Source organism: Streptomyces durmitorensis (assembly GCF_023498005.1).
GTDB lineage: Bacteria > Actinomycetota > Actinomycetes > Streptomycetales > Streptomycetaceae > Streptomyces > Streptomyces durmitorensis.
Genome location: NZ_CP097289.1, coordinates 2,727,277 through 2,750,123, shown reverse-complemented (window position 1 = coordinate 2,750,123; position 22,847 = coordinate 2,727,277). Strand labels below are relative to the sequence as shown.

Annotated in this window: 23 protein-coding genes; 17 read left to right on the top strand and 6 right to left on the bottom strand. The window is 70.4% G+C overall.

The features are described 5' to 3' along the window. Positions 1 to 2: 2 nt before the first annotated feature. The 3 genes from M4V62_RS12195 to M4V62_RS12185 all read left to right on the top strand — a co-directional run bounded on the left by M4V62_RS12195 (position 3) and on the right by M4V62_RS12185 (position 2,524). The gene (locus M4V62_RS12195; protein ID WP_249587281.1) at positions 3 to 599 is read left to right on the top strand and encodes a DUF5998 family protein; all 597 of its coding nucleotides are present in this window, start codon (positions 3 to 5) and stop codon (positions 597 to 599) included. Next, on the top strand, positions 599 to 1,792 hold the full coding sequence (locus tag M4V62_RS12190; protein ID WP_249587280.1) for an alkaline phosphatase family protein: 1,194 nt from the start codon (positions 599 to 601) through the stop codon (positions 1,790 to 1,792). Before M4V62_RS12195 ends, M4V62_RS12190 begins: the two co-directional genes overlap by 1 nt. A gap of 72 nt (positions 1,793 to 1,864) precedes the next feature. Beyond that, positions 1,865 to 2,524, top strand: coding sequence for a thymidine kinase (locus M4V62_RS12185; RefSeq protein WP_249587279.1), 660 nt, complete (start codon positions 1,865 to 1,867; stop codon positions 2,522 to 2,524). A gap of 1 nt (position 2,525) precedes the next feature. On the opposite strand, the gene M4V62_RS12180 is transcribed toward M4V62_RS12185, so the two are convergent. After that, positions 2,526 to 3,332, bottom strand: a complete 807-nt coding sequence (locus tag M4V62_RS12180; RefSeq protein ID WP_249587278.1) for a VOC family protein — start codon at positions 3,330 to 3,332, stop codon at positions 2,526 to 2,528. A 322-nt stretch (positions 3,333 to 3,654) separates the two neighbouring features. Here M4V62_RS12180 and M4V62_RS12175 point away from each other — a divergent pair, with 322 nt between their 5' ends. Continuing rightward, positions 3,655 to 4,509, top strand: a complete 855-nt coding sequence (locus M4V62_RS12175) for a sulfurtransferase (protein WP_249587277.1) — start codon at positions 3,655 to 3,657, stop codon at positions 4,507 to 4,509. An 82-nt stretch (positions 4,510 to 4,591) separates the two neighbouring features. On the opposite strand, the gene sepH is transcribed toward M4V62_RS12175, so the two are convergent. Continuing rightward, positions 4,592 to 5,689: a septation protein SepH gene (gene sepH, locus M4V62_RS12170; protein ID WP_249587276.1), complete on the bottom strand. Its 1,098-nt coding sequence runs from the start codon at positions 5,687 to 5,689 to the stop codon at positions 4,592 to 4,594. Positions 5,690 to 6,151: 462 nt separating this feature from the next. Here sepH and M4V62_RS12165 point away from each other — a divergent pair, with 462 nt between their 5' ends. Beyond that, entirely contained in the window at positions 6,152 to 7,327 is a 1,176-nt protein-coding gene (locus M4V62_RS12165; RefSeq protein ID WP_249587275.1) for a RodZ family helix-turn-helix domain-containing protein, read from the top strand. Between the two features lie 27 nt (positions 7,328 to 7,354). Here the strand turns inward: M4V62_RS12165 and M4V62_RS12160 are convergent, their stop codons facing one another. Both M4V62_RS12160 and M4V62_RS12155 read right to left on the bottom strand, forming a co-directional pair. Next, entirely contained in the window at positions 7,355 to 8,683 is a 1,329-nt protein-coding gene (locus M4V62_RS12160; protein ID WP_249587274.1) for a D-arabinono-1,4-lactone oxidase, read from the bottom strand. Further along, positions 8,634 to 9,881, bottom strand: a complete 1,248-nt coding sequence (locus tag M4V62_RS12155) for an MFS transporter (protein ID WP_249587273.1) — start codon at positions 9,879 to 9,881, stop codon at positions 8,634 to 8,636. The genes M4V62_RS12160 and M4V62_RS12155 overlap by 50 nt, the downstream gene beginning before the upstream one ends. A 155-nt stretch (positions 9,882 to 10,036) precedes the next feature. On the opposite strand from M4V62_RS12155, the gene M4V62_RS12150 reads away from it, so the two are divergent. Together M4V62_RS12150 and M4V62_RS12145 are read left to right on the top strand one after the other, a co-directional pair. After that, positions 10,037 to 11,164, top strand: a complete 1,128-nt coding sequence (locus tag M4V62_RS12150) for a ferrochelatase (protein WP_249587272.1) — start codon at positions 10,037 to 10,039, stop codon at positions 11,162 to 11,164. 23 nt (positions 11,165 to 11,187) lie between these two features. Then, a complete protein-coding gene (locus tag M4V62_RS12145) occupies positions 11,188 to 12,000 on the top strand; it encodes an inositol monophosphatase family protein (RefSeq protein WP_249587271.1) in 813 nt (270 codons plus the stop codon). 97 nt (positions 12,001 to 12,097) lie between these two features. Here M4V62_RS12145 and M4V62_RS12140 read toward each other — a convergent pair whose 3' ends face one another. After that, positions 12,098 to 12,271 carry a hypothetical protein gene (locus M4V62_RS12140; protein WP_167357823.1) on the bottom strand — a complete coding sequence of 58 codons (174 nt, stop codon included), beginning with the start codon at positions 12,269 to 12,271 and terminating at the stop codon, positions 12,098 to 12,100. Between the two features lie 308 nt (positions 12,272 to 12,579). On the opposite strand from M4V62_RS12140, the gene M4V62_RS12135 reads away from it, so the two are divergent. The 4 genes from M4V62_RS12135 (at position 12,580) to M4V62_RS12120 (ending at position 16,105) form a co-directional block, all read left to right on the top strand. Further along, positions 12,580 to 13,233 (top strand): response regulator transcription factor, encoded by a 654-nt coding sequence (locus M4V62_RS12135; protein ID WP_135331070.1) that lies wholly within the window; start codon positions 12,580 to 12,582, stop codon positions 13,231 to 13,233. A gap of 6 nt (positions 13,234 to 13,239) precedes the next feature. After that, a complete protein-coding gene (locus tag M4V62_RS12130; protein ID WP_249587270.1) occupies positions 13,240 to 14,472 on the top strand; it encodes a sensor histidine kinase in 1,233 nt (410 codons plus the stop codon). A gap of 393 nt (positions 14,473 to 14,865) precedes the next feature. Next, positions 14,866 to 15,162, top strand: a complete 297-nt coding sequence (locus M4V62_RS12125; protein ID WP_055544889.1) for a DUF4193 domain-containing protein — start codon at positions 14,866 to 14,868, stop codon at positions 15,160 to 15,162. Positions 15,163 to 15,175: 13 nt separating this feature from the next. Further along, on the top strand, positions 15,176 to 16,105 hold the full coding sequence (locus M4V62_RS12120) for a hypothetical protein (RefSeq protein WP_249587269.1): 930 nt from the start codon (positions 15,176 to 15,178) through the stop codon (positions 16,103 to 16,105). Positions 16,106 to 16,138: 33 nt separating this feature from the next. On the opposite strand, the gene M4V62_RS12115 is transcribed toward M4V62_RS12120, so the two are convergent. Then, on the bottom strand, positions 16,139 to 16,585 hold the full coding sequence (locus M4V62_RS12115) for a DUF3093 domain-containing protein (protein WP_249587268.1): 447 nt from the start codon (positions 16,583 to 16,585) through the stop codon (positions 16,139 to 16,141). Between the two features lie 58 nt (positions 16,586 to 16,643). Here M4V62_RS12115 and M4V62_RS12110 point away from each other — a divergent pair, with 58 nt between their 5' ends. The 6 genes from M4V62_RS12110 (at position 16,644) to kdpB (ending at position 22,840) form a co-directional block, all read left to right on the top strand. Further along, positions 16,644 to 17,228 (top strand): PaaI family thioesterase, encoded by a 585-nt coding sequence (locus M4V62_RS12110; RefSeq protein ID WP_249587267.1) that lies wholly within the window; start codon positions 16,644 to 16,646, stop codon positions 17,226 to 17,228. Continuing rightward, on the top strand, positions 17,225 to 17,761 hold the full coding sequence (gene dut, locus M4V62_RS12105) for a dUTP diphosphatase (RefSeq protein ID WP_249587266.1): 537 nt from the start codon (positions 17,225 to 17,227) through the stop codon (positions 17,759 to 17,761). The genes M4V62_RS12110 and dut overlap by 4 nt, the downstream gene beginning before the upstream one ends. Position 17,762: 1 nt before the next feature. Further along, a complete protein-coding gene (locus tag M4V62_RS12100) occupies positions 17,763 to 18,536 on the top strand; it encodes a DUF3710 domain-containing protein (RefSeq protein ID WP_249587265.1) in 774 nt (257 codons plus the stop codon). Positions 18,537 to 18,927: 391 nt separating this feature from the next. After that, positions 18,928 to 19,017, top strand: a complete 90-nt coding sequence (gene kdpF, locus M4V62_RS12095; protein WP_033264828.1) for a K(+)-transporting ATPase subunit F — start codon at positions 18,928 to 18,930, stop codon at positions 19,015 to 19,017. Positions 19,018 to 19,025: 8 nt separating this feature from the next. Further along, positions 19,026 to 20,690, top strand: coding sequence for a potassium-transporting ATPase subunit KdpA (kdpA, locus tag M4V62_RS12090; RefSeq protein WP_249587264.1), 1,665 nt, complete (start codon positions 19,026 to 19,028; stop codon positions 20,688 to 20,690). Next, on the top strand, positions 20,687 to 22,840 hold the full coding sequence (kdpB, locus tag M4V62_RS12085; RefSeq protein ID WP_249587263.1) for a potassium-transporting ATPase subunit KdpB: 2,154 nt from the start codon (positions 20,687 to 20,689) through the stop codon (positions 22,838 to 22,840). The genes kdpA and kdpB overlap by 4 nt, the downstream gene beginning before the upstream one ends. Positions 22,841 to 22,847: the final 7 nt, after the last annotated feature.

The following is a 22,847-nucleotide window of genomic DNA, read 5'->3' as shown; positions in this document are numbered from 1 at the left end:
GGATGGACGGCATGGCAAAGACCGGTACGACGACCCAGGGGCTGCGCGCGGCGATCGAGCGCAGTGGCTACTACCCGGCCCTCGTGGCCGAGGCGGTGGAGGCCGCGATCGGCGGCGAGCCCATCGGGTCGTTCCTGGTCCACCAGGAGACCACGTTCGACGCGAACGAAGTGCGCAGGCACGTGACGGTCCTCGTCCTGACCGGCACCCGCTTCATCGTCAGCCACACGGACGAGCAGGCGGCGGACAGCACGTCGCCGACTCCGTACGCGACGACCTCCACGGAGTCCGTGAAGATCGGCCGAATCTCGTCCGTCGTCGTCAGCCGTGTCGTCGCCAACCCCGAGAAGTACGTCCCGGGCTCGATGCCCCGCGAGGTCGTCCTGACCATCGGCTGGGGCGCCGTGTCGCGCATCGACCTGGAGCCCGCGGCCTGCGGCGACCCCAACTGCGAGGCCGACCACGGCTACACCGGCAGCTCCACCGCCGACGACCTCAGCCTGCGGGTCAGCGAGGCGGGCGACGGCCCGGACACCGTGCGCCAGACCCTGGCCTTCGCGCAGGCGCTGTCCGAGGCGACCGCGGAGACCGCCCGCTGATGCCGCTGCCCGCCTGGGACGACGTGCAGCCGCTCTCCCTCGACTCCGCACCCCTGCCCGAGTACGGCGCGGGCTCCCTCGCCGACCTGCTGCCCACGCTCGTCTCCCACCAGGGCGTCGAGGGCTTCTCGCCCGTCATCCCGGAACTCGCCCCGGCCGACCGGAACTGCGTCTTCCTGATCGACGGCCTCGGCTGGGAGCAGCTCCGCGCCCACCCGGACGAAGCCCCTTTCCTGACCTCGCTGATCAGCTCCTCGCGGGGCGGTACGGGACGTCCGATCACCGCGGGCTTCCCCGCCACCACGGCGACCTCCCTGGCCTCGGTCGGCACGGGCCTGCCGCCCGCGTCGCACGGTCTGCCGGGCTACACCGTCCGCAACCCCGCCACAGGCGAGCTGATGAACCAGCTCCGCTGGAACCCGTGGACGGACCCGCGCAAGTGGCAGCCGTACCCCACCGTCTTCCAGCAGGCCCACGCCGCCGGCGTGCACACCGCCCAGGTGTCGTCGCCGACCTTCGAGAGGACCCCGCTCACCAAGATCGCGCTGAGCGGCGGCAGCTTCCGGGGCAAGCTCTCCGGCGAGGACCGCATGGACCTCGCGGCCGAGCAACTGGGCGCGGGCGACCGTTCGCTGGTCTACACGTACTACGCGGAGGTGGACGGCAAGGGGCACCGCTTCGGCGTGGACTCCGACGCCTGGCGCGGCCAGCTCATGTACGTGGACCGCCTGGTCCAGCGCCTGGCCGAGCAACTCCCGCCGCGCAGCGCCCTGTACGTCACCGCCGACCACGGCATGCTCGACATCCCCTTCGACGAGCAGTCCCGCATCGACTTCGACGAGGACTGGGAGCTGCGCGCGGGCGTCGCCCTCCTCGGCGGCGAGGGCCGTGCCCGCCATGTGTACGCGGTGCCGGGCGCCGAGAACGACGTCCTGACCGTCTGGCGCGAGGTGCTCGGCGAGCAGTTCTGGGTGGCGAGCCGGGACGAGGCGATCGCGGCGGGCTGGTTCGGCCCGCCCGGAGCCATGGACGAGCGGGTGTACGGACGCATCGGCGACGTCGTGGCGGCGGCCCACGACGACGTGGCGATCATCGCCACCGAGAAGGAACCGAAGGAGTCGGCCCTGGTCGGCATGCACGGTTCGATGACCGCCGTCGAGCAGCTCGTGCCGCTCCTCGAAGTACGCCCCTGACCGCGCCCCCGGGCGCACACTGTCCCCTCGTACGCCCCGAAATCCGTACGCCTCGAAAGGCCTCAACTCCCCATGCCCGAGCTGGTGTTCTTCTCCGGAACGATGGACTGCGGAAAGAGCACGCTGGCTCTGCAGATCGAGCACAACCGCTCGACCCGCGGCCTGAAGGGGATGATCTTCACCCGTGACGACCGGGCGGGCGAGGGCAAGCTCTCCTCGCGGCTCGGCCTCGTCACGGACGCGATCGAGGCCGCGGACGACTTCGACTTCTACGCCCATCTCGTCGACCACCTCTCGCAGGGCGGCCGCGCCGACTACGTGATCGCGGACGAGGCGCAGTTCCTCGCCCCCGGGCAGATCGACCAACTGGCCCGCGTCGTCGACGACCTGGGCCTGGACGTCTTCGCGTTCGGCATCACCACGGACTTCCGCTCCAAGCTCTTCCCCGGCTCGCAGCGCCTGGTCGAACTCGCCGACCGCGTCGAGGTGCTGCAGGTCGAGGCCCTGTGCTGGTGCGGTGCACGTGCCACCCACAACGCCCGCACGATAGGCGGTGCGATGGTCGTCGAAGGCGCCCAGGTCGTCGTCGGGGACGTCAACCACGCGGCGGACGAGGTGGGTTACGAAGTGCTGTGCCGCCGTCACCACAGGCGCAGGATGACGGCGGCGAGCTCCCACGCGGGCGCCCTGTCGCCCGACGTGCTGCCGGTCGACGCGGCCACCCGCGCCTGAGTCAGCTCTCCGAGCGCACGAGGGTGAAGACCGCGCCCTCCGGGTCGGCGACCGTGGCCACCCGCCCGTGGGTGCCGGCCCGCGCGGGCTTGACGACATGGCCGCCGAGTTCGACGACCCGGTCCACCGACTCGTCCACGTCGGCCACTTCGAAGTACGTCATCCAGTGCGCGCCCCGGTCCCGCGGCAGGGCCTGGCCCATGCCGTGCACCGAGGCCACGGGACGGCCCTCGACCTGGAGCGTCACATAGTCGAAGTCGGCCGAGACGACCGCCTCCTCGGTGTACCCGAAGACCGCTTGGTAGAACTTGACGACGCCCGCCGTCTCGTGGGTCACCAGTTCGTTCCAGGCGGGCGCGCCGGGCTCCCCGACGAGGGCACTGCCCAGATGCTCCGCCGCCTGCCAGATGCCGAACACCGCGCCCGCGGGGTCCACCGCGATGGCCATCCGCCCGGCCGGGCCCGCGTCCAGCGGGCCGACGCCGATCGTGCCGCAGCAGTGCCGCACGGCCTCGGCGGTCGCGTCCACGTCGTCCGACGCCATGTACGGCGTCCAGGCGATCGGCAGATGGTGATCGGGCGGCAGCTGACCGATCCCGGCGACCTCGTGGCCGTCGAGCAGCGCCCGTACGTAGGGCCCGAGCTGCTCGGGGCCGGGCTGGAACTCCCAGCCGAACAACGCTCCGTAGAACTCCTGGGTCGTGGCCAGGCCATGCGCCATCAGGCTCACCCAGGTGGGTGTGCCGGGCGTGCGGCGGACGGCCCCCAAGCCGTCACGCTGACCCGTCGACCCCCGTGCCTCCGTCATCGTCACTCTCTCCTCGGCCCGTCATGGTGGCCGCTCGGCTTCCGCTTTCGAACGCGCGTACCTATGTCGCGCGTTTGCCCGCCCGTGCAGATGCTCGCACCACCTGTGGCGCCGCGCGCTCCGGCCGCGCCGCTTGCCCCGGCTCCGCTCAGAGGATGCCCGGTTTGCCGTTTCTCATCCGTTAACGCGCGATTGCACAGTGGTGTCGTTCGGCAGTACACGGCGTGCCCGGTTCCGTACGCCGCGTGTTCGGCGGTCGTCCGGCGGAGCAGGGTAGCCGGACCTGACCGATGCGGCCACCCCGTACGCAAGGATGGGGCCCATGAATGCCATCATCTCCGCATCCGAACTCGCGAGCGACCTGGCGGGCGAGAACCCGCCAGTGCTCCTGGACATCCGCTGGCAGCTGAGCACCGCCAAGGCGGCGGGCGCCCCCGCTTTCGACGGGCGCGCCGAGTACGAGAAGGGCCATGTCCCCGGGGCGGTCTTCGTCGATCTGGACGCCGATCTCGCGGGCCCGGCGGGCTCGGCCGGACGGCACCCCCTGCCGGACGTGGAGCGCTTCGGATCGGTGATGCGGGCGGCCGGGGTCTCGGCGGACCGGGACGTGGTCGTGTACGACGGCGGGCAGGGCTGGGCCGCCGCACGCGCATGGTGGCTGCTGCGCTGGACGGGGCATCCCTCGGTGCGGGTGCTCGACGGCGGGCTCGCGGCGTGGAGCGGCCCGCTGGAGGCGGGGGACGAGCGTCCTGAGGCCGAGGGCTCGTTCGTCCCGGAGACGAACACCACGGACCTCCTCGACGCCGACGCCGCGGCGGCCCTGGCCCGCTCCGGGCTGCTCCTGGACGCCCGCGCGGCCGAGCGCTACCGCGGTGACGTCGAGCCGATCGACCGCGTCGGCGGCCACATCCCGGGCGCGGTCTCCGCGCCGACCACGGAGAACGTCACGGAGGACGGCACCTTCAGGCCGGCCGCCGATCTCGCGGAGCGCTTCAACTCCCTGGGCGCGTCCGGGACTTCCGAGGTCGGCGTCTACTGCGGCTCCGGCGTGTCCGGCGCCCATGAGGTGCTCGCGCTCGCGGTGGCGGGGATCCCGGCGTCGCTGTACGTCGGCTCGTGGTCGGAGTGGTCGTCCGACGAGTCCCGTCCGGTGGCCAAGGGGCCGGATCCGCAGTAGGGGGCTGTACGTGGTCGGGGCCCGCACCGTGCAGGTGCGGGCCCCGACCACGTACGACGACGTACTGCTCCGGCTACTCCGGCTACTCCTGCTTCTTGCGGCGCGTGCCGAAGACGATCTCGTCCCAGCTCGGCACCGCCGCGCGCCGCCCGGGGCGGACGCCGTCGGCCTCCGCCTGGCGGTCGGTGGTGCCGACGAGGCGGTCGCGGTGGCTGGCCACCGAGCGCGGCATCAGGACGTCCGCGTACGCGGAACCCGCCCCGGCCGACGCCGCGGGGGGCTCCTCGGCCTCCGGGTCCTGCTCGGGCTCCTCCGACGGCGGGAGATCCGTGGTCGGCAGCGCGGGGCGCTCCGGCACGATCATGTCGCCCCGGAAGCTCGGCACCGCCTCCAGGAGGCTGGTGAGCGAGTCCCGCTCCGACTCGGACACGGACGCGGTCGCGGCGGTGGCCGCACCCTCCTCCGGAGGCTCCGGGGGCATCGGTGCGCTCGGGCGCTCCAACTGCCGGTCCAGGGCGCGGTCGAGCGGCCGGTCGAGCGAGGGCCTGTCCCGGGGCAGCCGGGCGATGCGCGGCACGAACGGGAAGCTGGGCTCGGGCGCGGCGATGTCGTCCGTCTCGCCGATCAGCGAGCGCGCCTCGTCGTCCACGGCCTGCACGAGCCGCCGTGGCGGGTCGTACGTCCAGCTCGCGGAGTGCGGTTCGGTCGCGACGCGGTAGACGAGCAGGACCTCCCACGTGCCGTCGTCACGGCGCCAGGAGTCCCACTGGATCGTTTCCTTGTCGGCGCCGCGCAGGAGCAGTCGCTCCGAGACGGCCTCGCCGAGCTGGGGTCCGGTGTTCTCGCCGGGACGGCGCACGGGGGTCTTCCGGGCCCGCTCGGCCATGAAGGCGCGCTCGGCGAGCACGGGTCCTTCGAAGCGGCGGACGCGATCGACGGGGATTCCGGCGAGCGAGGCGACTTCCTCCGCGCTGGCACCGGCACGTATCCGTGCCTGGATGTCGCGGGGGCGGAGGTGGCTCTCCACCTCGATCTCGATCTGGCCGAGACGCGGACGGTCGCCGCGCACTGCTGCGCGCAGCCGCTCGTCGATCGGAAGCGTGTACTCCGTGCTGTCCGCAGCTTTGAGCACCAGCCGTGTGCCGTCGTTGCTGACGGCCACGACACGCAGTTCGGGCATGGGAACCTCCCGGGTGGTGCCTGCCGACGTCACGTGCGTCGCTGCTTCCGCTAGTCGAGTGTGGCCTGCCCGGGTGCAGCCTGCCACAACCTTGCCGAGTTGCCCGGCGTGTCGGGCATGGGCCCAAGGTCGCCGTTATGGCACGGTTACCTCTTCGCAACTCTCAGTGACCACTTTGGTCACCCTGTGCAGCGAGCCCCCTCCCGGCGGTCCTGGAAGGCCCCGGGCACCCAGGTGGGAGACCGGACCCAGGGCTCGCAACAGTACTCCATTCGGGCCACGCGGGTGGTCCGCCGCGCCGCCGAAGTTCTCGCGGGGGACGGGAGTTGGCGCCCCGGGATACCCGGGCAGGGTGGTGCATGAGTGGCACACTTCACGGAATCTCCAGAAACGGAACTATCCCCTTCACCCATACGTCCCTTTCTCGTGCAGTCAGTCGAGAAAGGCAGGCAAGGGTCGGAGATGCGTGAAAAGCCGGATTCCGGCGAGGAATCCAAGGGCCAGGAGGAGCCGACGGAGAAGCGGCGCCTTGATCTGAGTCTGCCGCAGGTCGCGGGCAGCGCCGTGGCCGCCGTCGTGGGGGCGAAGCTCGCCGCCAGCTTCGGCGTCTACGGCACGATCCTGGGCGCCGGCTTGGTGAGCGTGGTCGCGACCTGTGGCGGCACGATCTTCCAGCACTTCTTCCGGCGCACGGGCGAGCAGATACGTGACGTCGCGGTGCAGGCCAAGCCGCGGGCCCAGCAGGTCCCGCTGACCGACGGCTCGGGTGCGCCGGTGGCCCAGACGTTCCGGGCGGCGGCGTACACGGGAGCGACGGCGCACGCCGGGTCCGGGGGACCCGTGACGACGACATGGGGGCGGACGGTCGAGCCGGACGCCACCTCGGTGCTGCCTCCTGCCGTCGACGCGGATCGCACGAACGTGTTGCCGGTGGTGGATCCCGACGCGGACCGCACGACCCTGCTGCCAGTGGCCGATGCCGACGCCGACGCCGAGAAGACGCAGCTGCTGGGGTCGGTCGACGCCACGCAGTTGGTGCCCCGGGACGACGCGACGCGCGTGCTGCGCCAGGCGGCCCCGGTGGAGCCCGTGCAGCCGCCGCTCCCCTCGGAGGAGTTCACCGAGGGCATGACGCATCGCACGCAGATCCGAAGCTGGAAGCGGCCGTTGGTCGCGGCAGCGGTCGTCTTCGGTGTGGCCATGGCAGGCATCACGACGTACGAGATCGTCTCCGGCGAGGACTTCAGCGGGGGCAAGGGCACCACCATCAGCAACGGCGTCACGGGCAACAACGGCTCGCGGAATCAGCCCTCCACTCCCTCGACCGACCCCTCCGAGCAGCCGTCTGACGGCCCTTCCACGGGTACGGACGACGGTTCGCAGCAGGACGGCGGCGCGTCGCAGGAGCCGGACGGCACGGACGCGCAGACCCCGGACAACGGCAACGACTCGGGCGCCGGTTCGAAGGACGACCCGGACAAGGGCACGGGCTCCGGCTCGGACTCCGGTGACGACGACGGTTCGAAGACGGACCCGACTCCCACGCCGACCCCCACCCCGACCCCGACGCCCACCCCGTCCAGCGGCGACACCGGCAGCGGAAACGACGTACAGCGCGGAGAGACCGCCACCCCGTAGGCGGCGGTCCCCTTCACCCGGGCCGCCTCAGTAGCCCAGGACGCGGCGCAGGTAGTCGTTGCCGAACAGGCGGTCCGGGTCCAGGCGGTCGCGCAGGGCCGTGAACTCGGCGAAGCGCGGATAGGCCTGCGCGAAGTAGTCGGCGCCCCGCGTGTGGATCTTGCCCCAGTGGGGCCTGCCCTCGTGCGCGGTGAAGATCCGCTCGGCGGCGGTGAAGTACGCCTGGTAGGGCGTGCCCCGGTACATGTGGACGGCGATGTACGCACTGTCCCGGCCCGAGGCCGTGGAGAGCGTGATGTCGTCCGCGGGAGCCGTGCGGACCTCCACGGGGAAGCTGATCCGCAGATGCGAGCGCTCCACCATCGTCTTCAGCTCGCGCAGCGTCTCGACGAGGGCCGCCCGCGGAACGGCGTACTCCATCTCCACGAAGCGCACGCGGCGCGGGCTTGTGAAGACCTTGTAGGGGATGTCCGTGTAGGTGCGGGCGGAGAGCGCCTTGCTGGAGATCTTGGCGATGCCCGGGATGGTCGCGGGGACGGCCCTGCCGATGGTGTTGACCGCCTGGAAGAGGCCGTTGGAGAGAATTTCGTCCTCTACGAAGGCGCTCACCTTGCCGGGAGGGGCGGCGGGGCCCACGCTGCGGTTGTTGCGCTTGGTGGTGCAGTTGCCGGTGTGCGGGAACCAGTAGAACTCGAAGTGCTCGTTCTCGGCGTGGAGCGCGTCGAACTCGCTCGTGACCTTGTCGAAGGTCATCGGCTCCTCACGGGCGGTGAGGAAGAAGACGGGTTCCACGGCGAAGGTGATCGCGCTGATCACGCCGAGTGCGCCGATGCCGATCCGGGCCGCCGCGAAGACCTCGGGATTCTCCTTCTCCGAGCAGGTGAGGACCGTGCCGTCCGCCGTGACCAGCTCAAGTGCCGTGATCTGTGCGGAGATCGACGCCGAATCGCGGCCCGTGCCGTGCGTCCCGGTGCTGATCGCGCCGGAGACCGTCTGCTCCATGATGTCGCCCATGTTCGTGAGCGACAGACCTTCGCGGGCGAGCGCCGCGTTCAGGCGCTTGAGCGGAGTGCCCGCTTCCACCGTGACGGTGCCGGCCTCGCGGTCGATCCTGCGGATCCCGGTGAGGAGTTCGGGGCGTATCAGGAGGCCGTCGGTGGCCGCCGCCGCCGTGAAGGAGTGGCCGGTGCCGACCGGCTTCACCCTGAGGCCGTCGTCCTTGGCCTGACGCAGCGCGGCGCTCAGTTCGTCGACCGACGCGGGGGTGACCTCCCTGGCCGGGCGGGCGCTGACGTTGCCCGCCCAGTTACGCCACGCCGCTGTGCTCTTCCCGCTGCTGCCCGCTGCCGTGCTCATGGGTCCCTCCCCGTTGCGGAACCGGCTTCTTCAGCCGGCGATACCCCAGGAACCCGACCGCCACCGCGGCGGCCCCGGAGAGACCGGGGACCGCGTACCCGGCGTCCGATCCGGCCGCGTCGATGACCCAGCCGGCCGCGGAGGAGCCGAGCGCGACGCCGACCGCGAGTCCGGTGCTCACCCAGGTCATGCCCTCGGTCAGCTTCGCGCGTGGTACGTGCTGTTCGACGAGGGCCATCGTCGTGATCATGGTCGGCGCTATGGAGAGGCCCGCGATGAACAACGCCACGGCCAGAAACGGAAGGTTCCCGACCAACTGAAGCGGGATCATACTCACGGCCATCGCACAGACACCCAGCAGCCACCTCGGGGCGGGCGCCCCCTTGAAGTGCATGAGCCCGAAGGCGGCCCCGGCCACACAGGAGCCGAGCGCGTACACCGCGAGCACCAGGCTCGCCATCGCCTTGTGCCCCTGGTCCTCGGCGTACGCGACCGTCACCACGTCGATGGACCCGAAGATCGCCCCCGTCGCCACGAACGTCGCGACCAGGACCTGGAGCCCTCCGGAGCGCAACGCCGAACCCTTGGTGTGGTGTTCACGCCCGTGCGGCACGGGCTCGGTGGCCCGCTGGGACGTCAGCCAGAAGACGCCCACGGCGAGGAAGACCCCGGCGAGCAGCGGCCCGGCCTCGGGGAACCACACGGTGGAGAGCCCGATCGAGATGATCGGCCCGAAGATGAAGCAGATCTCGTCGACCACGGACTCGAAGGAGTACGCGGTGTGCAGCTGCGGGGTGTCCCGGTAGAGGACGGCCCAGCGCGCCCTGATCATCGAGCCCACGCTCGGCACGCAGCCCACCAGCGCGGCGAAGGCGAAGAGCGTCCAGTCCGGGGCCGCGTACTTGGCGCAGAGCAGGAGTCCGGCGACCGCCGCCAGGGAGGCCAGGGTCGCGGGCCGCAGGACCCGGCGCTGGCCGTGGCGGTCGACCAGGCGCGAGATCTGCGGGCCGATCGCGGCGGCGGAGAGCGCGACGGTCGCGGAGAGCGCGCCCGCGAGTCCGTACCGCCCCGTGAGCTGGGACACCATCGTCACGATGCCGATGCCCATCATCGACAACGGCATCCGGCCGAGGAGGCCTGCGGTGGAGAACCCCTTGGTGCCGGGGGCGGCGAAGATGGCGCGGTAGGGGCTTGGCACGTGGGACTCCGCTGAGGCGCCGGGGCGGCTCCGTGCGGACCACGGGCGGAGCTGCTCCGGTAAGGCGTAAAGATGGCCAATACAGCTTACGGCTCCGACAGGCCCGGCCGCACCGTGATTTTCGGCTGTCAGCGGCGGGTGGCAGGATCGGATGTATGTCCGATGCGCTTGATGCCTCTCCCTATGACGCCCTGCTGCTGCTCTCGTTCGGCGGCCCCGAAGGCCCGGACGACGTCGTCCCGTTCCTGGAGAACGTGACGCGGGGCCGCGGTATCCCCACGGAGCGGCTCAAGGAAGTGGGGCAGCACTACTTCCTCTTCGGCGGGGTCAGCCCGATCAACGACCAGAACCGCGCCCTCCTGGACGCCCTGCGCAAGGACTTCGCCGAGCACGGCCTCGACCTGCCGGTCTACTGGGGCAACCGCAACTGGGCGCCCTACCTGACCGACACCCTGCGCGAGCTCGTCCAGGACGGCCACCGCCGCGTGCTCGTCCTGGCGACCAGCGCGTACGCCTCGTACTCGGGCTGCCGTCAGTACCGCGAGAACCTGGCGGAGTCCCTCGCCGTGCTCGCCTCCGAGGGCCTCGACGTGCCGCGCGTCGACAAGCTGCGGCACTACTTCAACCACCCCGGCTTCGTCCGCCCCATGATCGACGGGGTCCTGAAGTCCCTGGCCGAGCTGCCGGACGACGTACGCGCAGGGGCGCACCTCGCCTTCACGACGCACTCGATCCCGACCGCGGCCGCCGACAGCTCGGGCCGCGCCGAGGACCACGGGGACGGCGGCGCGTACGTCGAGGAGCACCTGGACGTGGCCCGGCTCATCGCCGACGCGGTGCGCGAGGAGACGGGCGTCGAGCATCCCTGGCAGCTCGTCTACCAGTCGCGCAGCGGCGCCCCGCACATCCCGTGGCTGGAGCCGGACATCTGCGATCACCTGGAGGAGCGGCACGTCGCGGGCGCGCCCGCCGTGGTGATGGTCCCGATCGGCTTCGTCTCGGACCACATGGAGGTCCTGTACGACCTCGACACCGAGGCCGACGCGAAGGCCGCGGAGCTGGGTCTGCCGGTCCGCCGCTCGGCCACCGTCGGCGCCGATCCCCGGTTCGCCGCGGCGGTGCGTGACCTGGTCCTCGAGCGCGCCGCGACGGAGAACGGACGCAAGGTCGCGCCCTGCGCCCTGGGCGCGCTCGGTGCGAGCCACGACCTGTGCCCGGTGGGCTGCTGCCCCTCGCGCGCCCCGAAGCCCGCGGCCGCGGGCGCCGACAGCCCGTACGCGTAACTCACGAAGGCACCAGGAGCACCGTGACCGACCCCGCAGACCAGCAGCTGAAGGCCGAACTCCTCGGCGCCGCCCTGGAGGCCGCGCACCGCGCCGGCGCCTTCCTGCGCGACGGGCGCCCGGACGACCTGGGCGTGGCCGCCACGAAGACCAGCGCGGTCGACGTCGTCACCGAGATGGACATCGCCTCCGAGAAGCTGATCACCGACTTCTTCGCCGAGCGCAGGCCGGACGACGGCGTGCTCGGCGAGGAGGGCGCGAGCTCCGAGGGCAGCAGCGGCGTCCAGTGGGTGATCGACCCGATCGACGGCACCGTCAACTACCTCTACGGACGCCCCGACTGGTCCGTCTCCATCGCGGCCCGCAAGGACGGCGAGACGCTCGTCGGCGTGGTGCACGCCCCGATGCGCGGCGAGACCTACCGCGCGGTCCTCGGAGAGGGTGCCTTCGTCAACGACAGGCCCGCGCACGTCCGCCCCGCGCCCCCGTTCGAACAGGCCCTCGTCGGCACCGGCTTCGGGTACGTCGCCCAGCGCCGCGCCCACCAGGCCGAGGTGGCCAGGCAGCTGATCCCGCTGGTCCGGGACATCCGCCGCGGCGGCTCCGCGGCGATCGACCTGTGCGACGTCGCGCTCGGCCGCCTGGACGCGTACTACGAACGGGGCCTCAACCCGTGGGACTTCGCGGCCGGCGACCTCGTCGCACGGGAGGCGGGCGCGCTCACCGGCGGACGCCCCGGCCAGGCCCTCTCGGGCGAGCTGACCGTCGCGGCCCCGCCCGGCCTCTTCGAGGACCTGCAGGGCCGCCTGGAGGAGCTCGGCGCCTGGCACGACTGACCGGCAGACCGGCCGCGCCGGACATCCGCACACAGAAGGGCCCCGGCATCTCGTCCACAGATGCCGGGGCCCTTCGGTTTGCGGCTCGCGTAATGGGTCAGGCGTGCAGTGCGCCGACCTCCACACCGTGCTCGGCGGCCAGGCGGTGGAGATCTTCCAGCTCCGCCTGCTCGACCTCGGCAAGGAAGTCGTCGCCCGTCTCACGGGCCTTCGTGAGGTCGGACTCCGTGGCCTTTATGCGCTGCAGCAGTCCTGCGGTAAAAGCGTCCATGGTTGCGCCCCCTCGGCTGGGTCGTGGGTCGATGGCACGGGGGTGTGCCCTCAAGGAAGGGGCGATCACGTCTCAAGCCGCCCGCCCTGCGGAAAGCGGGTTGTGGCGCGCCACATACAAAGCGTGATCGCGGGTGTGAGGTCGTCCTCCCCGGGCTCCCTTCCACGGAAACCTCAACCGTCGGAGAAAATCCCGCATTCCCCTGCCAGGACTCCGCCTTACAGCCGGTTTATGGCCGAAAGGGGCAGGATGGAGGCCACACCCCACGAACAGACCTGCCCGCAGGGGCACAGAGGAAGGACAGCGCCGTGCGCGTACTCGTCGTCGAGGACGAGCAACTGCTCGCCGATGCGGTGGCCACCGGACTGCGCCGGGAGGCCATGGCCGTCGACGTCGTGTACGACGGAGCGGCCGCCCTGGAACGCATCGGGGTCAATGACTACGACGTCGTGGTGCTCGACCGGGACCTCCCGCTCGTGCACGGCGACGACGTCTGCCGCAAGATCGTCGAGCTCGGCATGCCGACCCGCGTCCTGATGCTCACCGCGTCGGGCGACGTCAGCGACCGCGTCGAGGGCCTGGAGATCGGCGCCGACGACTATCTCCCCAAGCCCTTCGCGTTCAGCGAGCTCACGGCACGCGTGCGTGCCCTCGGCCGGCGTACGAGCGTGCCGCTGCCGCCCGTCCTGGAGCGCGCCGGGATCAAGCTCGACCCGAACCGCCGCGAGATCTTCCGCGACGGCAAGGAGATCCAGCTCGCCCCCAAGGAGTTCGCCGTCCTCGAAGTGCTGCTGCGCAGCGAGGGTGCCGTGGTCTCCGCCGAGCAGCTGCTCGAGAAGGCCTGGGACGAGAACACCGACCCGTTCACGAACGTGGTCCGGGTGACCGTCATGACCCTGCGGCGGAAGCTCGGCGAGCCCGCCGTCATCGTGACGGTGCCCGGCTCCGGCTACCGGATCTGATCCCCGGTGGCCGCGACCCCGGCGCCACCAGCAGCGCCTCCGAAACCCACCTGGGACCCCAGGAAGGCCGAAGCGCCCTTCCCGTGGCTGCGTCCCACGATCCGTATACGCCTCACGCTGCTCTACGGCGGCATGTTCCTGATCGCGGGCATCCTGCTGCTCTCGATCATCTATCTGCTCGCCGCGCAGGCCCTGAACGTGGGCAGCGACCTGCCGTTCAAGATCGTCTCCGGCCAGGTGGCCAGCGACACGTGCAACTTCCCGAGCTCGCCGTCGGCCGGTGAGCTCAACAACGCCATGAACGCCTGCGTCAACGAACAGCGCCAGCACGCCCTGGACAACCTCCTGAGCCGCTCGCTGCTCGCCCTGCTCGGGCTCGCGGTGATCGCCTTCGCCTTCGGTTACGCGATGGCGGGCCGCGTCCTTTCGCCGCTCGGCCGCATCACGCGCACCGCGCGCAGGGTGGCCGGCACGGACCTGTCCCGTCGCATCGAACTGGACGGTCCCGACGACGAGTTGAAGGAGCTCTCGGACACCTTCGACGAGATGCTCGACCGTCTGGAGCGGGCCTTCACCGCCCAGCAGCGGTTCGTCGGGAACGCCTCGCACGAACTGCGCACCCCGCTCGCGATCAACCGCACGCTGCTCGAGGTGCACCTCTCCGACCCGGGGGCGCCCCCCGAGCTCCATCAGCTCGGCAAGACGCTCCTGGCCACGAACGAGCGCAGTGAGCAGCTCGTGGAGGGTCTGCTGCTGCTCGCCCGCAGCGACAACCAGATCGTGGAGCGCAAGCCGGTCGACCTCGCCGAGGTCGCCGACCGCGCCGTCGACCAGGTGCTGACCGAGGCGGACGCGAAGGGCGTGGAGATCCGCGGTGAGCGCGGCCCGGCCGTCGTGCAGGGCAACGGCGTCCTCCTGGAGCGGATCGCCCTGAACCTCGTCCAGAACGCCGTCAGGTACAACGTGCCGGACGAGGGCTGGGTCGAGGTCACCACGGAGGCCCAGCACGGCCAGGCGGTCCTGGTGGTGGCGAACACGGGCCCCGTGGTGCCCGCCTACGAGATCGACAACCTCTTCGAGCCGTTCCGGCGGCTGCGGACCGAGCGCACGGGCAGCGACAAGGGCGTCGGACTCGGCCTGTCGATCGCCCGGTCGGTGGCGAGGGCCCACGGGGGCCGTATCATCGCGGAGCCGCGCGAGGGGGGAGGGCTCGTGATGCGAGTCACCCTTCCTCTCTGAGATGCTGCCGCGGACGCGCCGACGTGTTCGCTTTGCGCGGAATTTTCGGGACCTGTTCCTGGAGGCTCCATGTGCGATCGATCACAGGGGCGAATTTTCGGCCATCTACTCTCCGTGATCGTGAAAGTCGTTGGAAAGCCGGGAAAATCCGGGTTTTCAGGGGTCTTGATCACGGGAAGTACACGGGGTGGCGCCTGTGAAGTGCGACATTCGGACCGTGTACGGTCCCGATCGCCATCCAAACCGATCACCTCTTCAGGGGTGCGGTTGGGTGTCGATTGAGTAACAGACCTTGATGTGAGGCAAAATCTCCGCCTCAGGTCGGGCACAAGTCCGGCCTCTCACGCGTTACGAGCGCTGAGACACCGCAGACACCCAGAGGGGGAGAGCGACATGGCAACGGACTACGACACCCCACGTAAGACCGACGATGACGTCAACGAGGACAGCATCGAGGAACTCAAGGCACGTCGGAACGACAAGTCGACGTCGGCCGTAGACGTCGACGAGTTCGAGGCCGCAGAGGGCCTTGAGCTGCCCGGCGCGGACCTTTCGAACGAGGAGCTCGCCGTTCGGGTGCTCCCGAAGCAGCAGGACGAGTTCACCTGCATGAGCTGCTTCCTGGTGCACCACCGCAGCCAGCTGGCCAGGGAGAAGAACGGCCAGCCGATCTGCCGCGACTGCGACTAGGGCAGGGTCGGCCGTGACAGGCTCGACCCCGCCGAGGAAGCGCCGCTTCCGCAAGCGCGGAGCGGACCAACCGAACGCTGCCGACGGCGGCGTACGTGACGACGAGCGGGGCTCTTCCCCCACAGGAACAGCCTCGCTCGGACCGGCGAACGCACCAGCGGTGGCACACGACGAGACGGCGGCCGACAAGGCGTCCAGGGCCAATGGGTCCAAGGGCCGCGTTGCCGCCGTCACGGACGGAGTCAAGGCGGGCGTACGCATGAGCGGACGCGGCGCCAAGGCCGGCATCGGCTATCTCGCCGACCGGATCATCGAGAACGCCCCGCGGGTCCCGATCCGCGACCTGGGCACCCTCCGCAAGCAGTTCCCGGGCCTCGACCCGGAGCAGCTCGCGGACAAACTCATCTCCGGCGCGGCCAACGGAACCTCGACGGTCGGGGCCGGAGTCGGCGCCGCGGCGATGATGCCCGTGCCGCCCGCGATGCCCGCGGAGATGGCCGCCGAGATCACCGGCGTAGCGGCCATCGAGCTGAAGCTGATCGCCGAACTCCACGAGGTCTACGGCCTGCGTCCGCCGGGCAATCTCAAGGAGCGCAGCACCGCCTACCTCACCGCGTGGACCGAGGAGCGGGGCATCGACGTGGTGAAGCCCGCGTCGATCAACGCCGCGCTCGGCGGCCAGATGAAGCGCGAGCTGCGCCAGCAGATCATGAAGCGCATGGTGCGGAACCTCCCGAACCTGATGCCCTTCATGGTGGGCGCCGCAGTGGGGGCGGTCATGAACCGCCGGGACACCAAGAAGCTCGCTGAGCGGGTCCGTGCGGACCTGCGGAGGGCGCAGGTGCCCTGGGACGCCCTGCCCGAGCTGCCGCCCCTTGAGCAGCCCGTGAGGCCTCTGGACCCGCTGCACCCCGGCGGCCTGCGCAAGGAGCTGGGGCGCTGACGCGGCAGGCCCCGCAGCAGGTCCCCGAGAAGCCTAAGAAGTCCGCACCGCCGTCAGCGCTGCCGCGAGCGCCTCGGGGTTCCGCGTCGACACGTACACGTACGGAGTCGGGTCCTGCGGGTCCGTGATCTCCACGCGCAGCGCCGTGGGGATGTAGGCGCGCAGCAGCATGAAGGCGCGCGGGTCGGCCTTCGGGCCGCGCCAGGCGCGCGCCTCCTCCGCGTCGAGCACCACCGGCTCGCCCAGGGCGGAGACCGGGATCTTCGCGTCACCCACGACGAGCGAGCCCGCCACCACGCGGATCCGGGGGGAGCCGTACGAACTGGTGACGACCGCGGCGACCGCCGTACCGGCGACCAGGCCGCCGAGCAGCGGCAGGGTCCCGAAGGGGAGCATGATCAGTGCCGTCGCGACGCCGACCAGGAGCGAGACAAGCCACCAGGAACGGGGCGCCGTCAGGCGTTCTTCGTAAGGCTGCATGCAGCCAAGCTTGGCACGATGAGCTGAGTCACTGGACTCGCGGGTAAGGTCTGCGGCTGTGAGTGGTACTTCTGCAGCTCTGACGCCCCCGGCCGACGCCATAGCGCCCGTCCGCCACCCCGACGCGCCCGCCCCCGGGGAGCTCATCGGAGCCCATTACGAGCACTGTTTCGGCTGTGGCGAAGGGCAGGCCCACGGGCTGCACCTCGCGGCGTACGCCGGTGAAGGCGTCGCCGTCACCGCCGAGTTCACCGTCCGCGAGGCCCACCAGGGCGCTCCCGGCCTCGCCCACGGCGGGGTGCTCGCCACGGCGCTCGACGAGACGCTCGGCTCGCTGAACTGGCTGCTGCGGGTGATCGCCGTGACCGGACGGCTCGAGACCGACTTCGCGCTGCCCGTGCCGCTCGGCACCGTGCTCTTCCTCGAGGCCGAGGTGACCGCCGTCGCGGGACGGAAGATCTACTCCCGGGCCACCGGGCGGATCGGCGGCCCCGAGGGGCCCGTCGCCGTCCGTGCCAAGGCCCTCTTCATCGAGGTCAAGGTCGACCACTTCGTCGAGAACGGCCGCCCGGAGGAGATCCGGGCCGCCATGGACGACCCGGACCAGCTCCGCCGCGCACGCGCTTTCGAGGTGAACCCGTGACCCCCGCACCCCGCCCGGAGCTCGACGTCCTGATCCGTCGCGTCGACCCCGAAGTGCCGCTGCCGTCGTACGCGCAGCCCGGCGACGCCGGAGCGGATCTGCGGACCACGCAAGCGCACGAACTCGCCCCGGGCGAGCGGGCGGTGCTGCCCACCGGTGTGTCTGTCGCGCTGCCCGAGGGGTACGCGGCCTTCGTGCACCCTCGTTCGGGTCTCGCCGCCCGCTGCGGTGTCGCCCTGGTGAATGCCCCAGGGACGGTGGATGCCGGGTACCGTGGAGAGATCAAGGTGATCGTGGTGAATCTCGACCCGCACGAACGCGTGCGGTTCGAGCGCTTCGACCGGATTGCCCAACTGGTCGTCCAGCAGGTCGAGAAGGTGCGCTTCCGGGAGGTGGCGGAGCTTCCCGACTCGGCGCGGGCCGAGGGGGGCTTCGGGTCCACCGGCGGCCATGCCGCCGTGGGCACAGGCCCGGGTGAACAAACGGGTGGGAATCGATACGCATCGGTCGTATCTGACCGGGAAGGACAGTGACGTGTTCGGACGTCGCAAGAAGGACAGTGCCGCCGAGGACGCGGCGGGCGAGGCCGAGCAGGTCGTCGGGGACCCTGACGGTGCTGACAGTGATGACACGGCCGCCGCGTCCTCGCGCGTGAGGCTCGAGCCCGAGCCCCGCCCCGACGGTCCCTGGGACGTCTCGGAGGTCCGGGAGCCCGGCGAGGGCCGCGTCGACCTGGGCGGACTCTTCGTACCGGGTGTCGAGGGCATGGAGCTGCGGGTGGAGGTCGCGGGTGACGCGATCGTCGCCGCGACCGTCGTGCTCCAGGACAGCGCCATCCAGCTCCAGGGCTTCGCCGCCCCCAAGAAGCAGGGCATCTGGGGCGAGGTCCGCGAGGAGATCGCCTCCGGCATCACCCAGCAGGGCGGTGTCATCGACGAGGTCGAGGGCCCCCTCGGCTGGGAGCTGCGCGCGCAGGTGCCGGTGCAGCTGCCGGACGGCACGGGTGGCGTGCAGGTCGTGCGCTTCATCGGTGTCGACGGCCCGCGGTGGTTCCTGCGCGGGGTCATCTCCGGCCAGGGCGCGGTGCAGCCGCAGGCCGCGGGTCTCCTGGAGCAGATCTTCCGGGACACCGTCATCGTGCGCGGGGACGGCCCGATGGCCCCCCGTGACCCGATCGTCCTGAAGCTGCCCGACGACGCCCAGATGGTCGCCGAGGGCGCTGTCCAGCAGGAGCAGCAGGAGGGCTCGCGCTTCTCCGGCGGCATGGGCCAGCTCCAGCGGGGCCCTGAGATCACCGAGGTGCGCTAGCGCTCCGCTGGAAGTGCGGTGATGAACCCTCGGGTCGGTGGGGGCTGGTCGCGCAGTTCCCCGCGCCCCTTACGGGGCGCTGATGCCTCACGAGTTGCAGGCCGATGGGCCGTACTCCCTGACGGGAGTGCGGCCCATCGGCGTTTTCGCAGGTGGGAGCCGGTTGATGGCAGGTGGGCGCAGGCAGCCGTAAGAGAGTCGTCAATGGGGCGCCAAGGGACGTAAGGGAGGCGTCAACGGCGGTCGATTTCGGCCACGGAGGGGGTTTGCTCAAGACGTCAGATCACTCGCATCTCATCTAGGAGCACACGATGGCCGACGTGGCCTTCGTCGTCACCACGATCGCGGTATTCGCGCTGGTGGCGTTCATCGCCAAGGGGGTGGCGAAGCTGTGACTGCCGAGAACATCGTCGGTCTCGTCGTGGCCGTCGCCCTGCTGGGCTATCTCGTCCTCGCTCTCGTGTTCCCGGAGAGGTTCTGAGTACGGATATGAGCCCTGTTCTTGCTGGTGTGCTCCAGTTCCTGGCGCTGATCGTGGCGCTGGCCCTGGCATACCGTCCGCTTGGTGACTACATGGCCAAGGTCTACTCCTCCGAGAAGCATCTGCGCGTGGAGAAGTGGATCTACAAGGGCATAGGCGCCAACCCGAACGCCGAGATGCGCTGGCCCGCCTATCTGCGCGGGGTGCTCGCCTTCTCCGCCGTGAGCGTGCTGTTCCTGTATCTGCTGCAGCGGCTCCAGGGCTCGCTGCCCGGGTCGCTCGGCTTCAAGGCCATCGATCCGGACCAGGCGTTCAACACCGCCGCGTCGTTCGTGGCGAACACCAACTGGCAGTCGTACTACGGCGAGCAGGCCATGGGCCACGTCGTGCAGACCGGCGGCCTCGCGGTCCAGAACTTCCTCTCCGCGGCCGTGGGCATCGCCGTCGCGGTGGCCCTGGTGCGGGGCTTCGCCCGCTCGCGCACGGGTGAGCTGGGGAACTTCTGGTCCGACCTGGTGCGCGGCACGGTCCGCATCCTGATCCCGATCTCGGTGATCGGCGCGCTCGTCCTCGTCGCCTGTGGCGCGATCCAGAACTTCTCCGGAATCCACGGGGTCGGCCAGTTCATGGGCGGCAGTCAGCAGTGGAACGGCGGTGCGGTGGCCTCGCAGGAGGTCATCAAGGAGCTGGGCACCAACGGAGGCGGCTACTTCAACGCCAACTCCGCCCACCCCTTCGAGAATCCGAACGGCCTCTCCAACCTCTTCGAGGTCTTCCTGATCCTGGTGATCCCCTTCGCCCTGACCCGCACCTTCGGCCGCATGGTCGGCAGCGTGCGGCAGGGGTACGCGATCCTCGCCACGATGGTGACGATCTGGGTCGGGTTCACCGCGCTGATGATGTGGACGGAGTTCCACCACGGCGGTCCCGCGTTCGATGTCGCGGGTGGCGCGATGGAGGGCAAGGAGACGCGGTTCGGGATCGGCGGTTCGGCGATCTTCTCGGTCGCCACGACGCTGACCTCGACGGGTGCGGTCAACTCCTTCCACTCCTCCAACACCGGTTTCGGCGGCGGGCTCAACCTGCTGGGCATGCAGTTGGGCGAGATCGCGCCGGGTGGTACGGGGTCGGGTCTGTACGGCATGTTGATCATGGCCATCATCGCGGTGTTCATCGCCGGTCTGATGGTGGGGCGTACGCCGGAGTACCTGGGCAAGAAGATCGGCACCCGCGAGATCAAGCTGGCGGCCTGCTACATCCTCATCACGCCCGCCCTGGTCCTCGGATTCACCGCGGTGTCGATGGCGCTGCCCACGCCCAAGGACTCGATGCTCAACTCCGGCGCGCACGGCTTCTCCGAGATCCTCTACGCCTACACCTCGGGCGCCAACAACAACGGTTCGGCGTTCGCGGGCCTGAGCGCGGACACGAACTGGTTCAACACCACGATCGGCCTCGCGATGCTGCTGGGCCGGTTCCTGCCGATGGTGTTCGTCCTCGCCCTTGCGGGTTCGCTCGCCGAGCAGAAGCCGATCCCGGCGACCGCGGGCACCCTGCGCACCGAGAAGCCGCTGTTCACCGGGTTGCTGGTCGGCACCATCATGATCATCACCGGTCTGACCTACTTCCCCGCACTGGCCCTCGGGCCGCTGGCCGAGGGGCTTGCGTCATGACCACCGACATAAAGAAGCCAGAGGAGCCCGGCTCCATGTCCACCGCCACTCCCACCCGTGCGCCGCACCAGGACGTGCCCGGCGGGCACAAGGACGCCAAGGGCGACAGCCGTGTCGGCGGGGGTCTGTTCGACCCCAAGCAGCTCCTGAAGTCCTTCCCGGACGCCGTGCGGAAGCTCGATCCGCGGGTGATGATCAAGTCGCCCGTCATGTTCGTGGTGCTCGTCGGCTCGGTGATCACCACGGTCCTCGCGGTCAAGGACCCGGGGGACTGGTTCGGCTGGGCGATCGCCGCCTGGCTGTGGCTCACCACGATCTTCGCGAACCTGGCGGAGGCGGTGGCCGAGGGCCGCGGCAAGGCGCAGGCGGACACCCTGCGCAAGGCCAAGACCGACACCGTCGCGCGCCGTCTGAGCGGCAGCACCGAAGAGTCGGTGCCGGGCACGGAGCTGCGCATCGGTGACCTGGTCGTCTGTGAGGCGGGCGACGTGATCCCCGGCGACGGCGACGTCGTCGAGGGTGTCGCGAGCGTCGACGAGTCGGCGATCACCGGTGAATCGGCCCCGGTCATCCGGGAGTCGGGCGGTGACAGGTCCGCCGTCACCGGCGGCACGAAGGTCCTCTCCGACCGGATCGTCATCAAGATCACGACGAAGCCCGGCGAGACGTTCATCGACCGCATGATCAACCTGGTCGAGGGCGCGGCACGGCAGAAGACGCCCAACGAGATCGCGCTCAACATCCTTCTCGCGTCCCTCACCATCGTCTTCCTGCTCGCGGTCGTCACGCTCCAGCCGTTCGCCGTGTACGCCGGTGCCGAGCAGTCCATGATCGTGCTTGCCGCGCTCCTGGTCTGCCTGATCCCGACGACCATCGGCGCGCTCCTCTCCGCGATCGGCATCGCGGGCATGGACCGTCTGGTCCAGCGCAACGTCCTTGCCATGTCCGGCCGTGCAGTCGAGGCCGCCGGTGACGTCTCGACGCTGCTGCTCGACAAGACGGGCACCATCACGCTCGGCAACCGTCAGGCCGCCGAGTTCGTGCCGGTGCGCGGGACGACCGAGGCCGAGCTCGCGGACGCCGCCCAGCTCTCGTCGCTGGCCGACGAGACGCCCGAGGGCCGCTCCATCGTCGTACTGGCGAAGGAGAAGTACGGGCTTCGCGAGCGTCACCAGGGTGAGCTGGAGGGGGCCGAGTGGGTCGCCTTCACCGCGCAGACGCGGATGTCGGGTGTCGACCTCGTCCAGGACGGGACCGGGCGCAAGGTCCGCAAGGGCGCGACCGGTTCGGTCGTCGCCTGGGTCACCGAGAACGGCGGCACCGTCTCCGACGACGCCCAGGCCCTGACCGACACCATCTCGCAGGCCGGTGGCACACCGCTCCTGGTCGCGGCGGAGGACGAGAAGGGGGCGCGCGTACTCGGCGTCATCCACCTGAAGGACGTCGTCAAGGAGGGCATGCGCGAGCGGTTCGACGAGCTGCGGCGCATGGGCATCAAGACGGTCATGATCACGGGTGACAACCCGCTGACCGCCAAGGCGATCGCGGACGAGGCGGGCGTGGACGACTTCCTCGCCGAGGCCACGCCCGAGGACAAGATGGCGCTGATCAAGCGCGAGCAGGCGGGCGGCAAGCTCGTCGCGATGACCGGTGACGGCACGAACGACGCGCCCGCGCTTGCCCAGGCGGATGTGGGCGTGGCGATGAACACCGGGACCTCGGCCGCCAAGGAGGCCGGGAACATGGTGGACCTGGACTCCAACCCCACCAAGCTCATCGAGATCGTCGAGATCGGCAAGCAACTCCTGATCACCCGGGGCGCGTTGACGACCTTCTCGATCGCCAACGACGTCGCGAAGTACTTCGCGATCATCCCCGCGATGTTCGCCGTGGTCTATCCCGGCCTCGACAAGCTCAACATCATGAACCTGTCGTCTCCGGAGTCGGCGATTCTGTCGGCCGTCATCTTCAACGCGCTGATCATCATCGCCCTGGTGCCGCTGGCCCTGAAGGGCGTGCGGTACCGGCCGATGAGCGCGGACAGGATGCTGCGGCGCAACCTCGGCATCTACGGACTCGGCGGTCTCGTCGCGCCGTTCATCGGCATCAAGATCATTGACCTTCTCATCTCCCTCATCCCCGGGCTGTAGTTCTCGA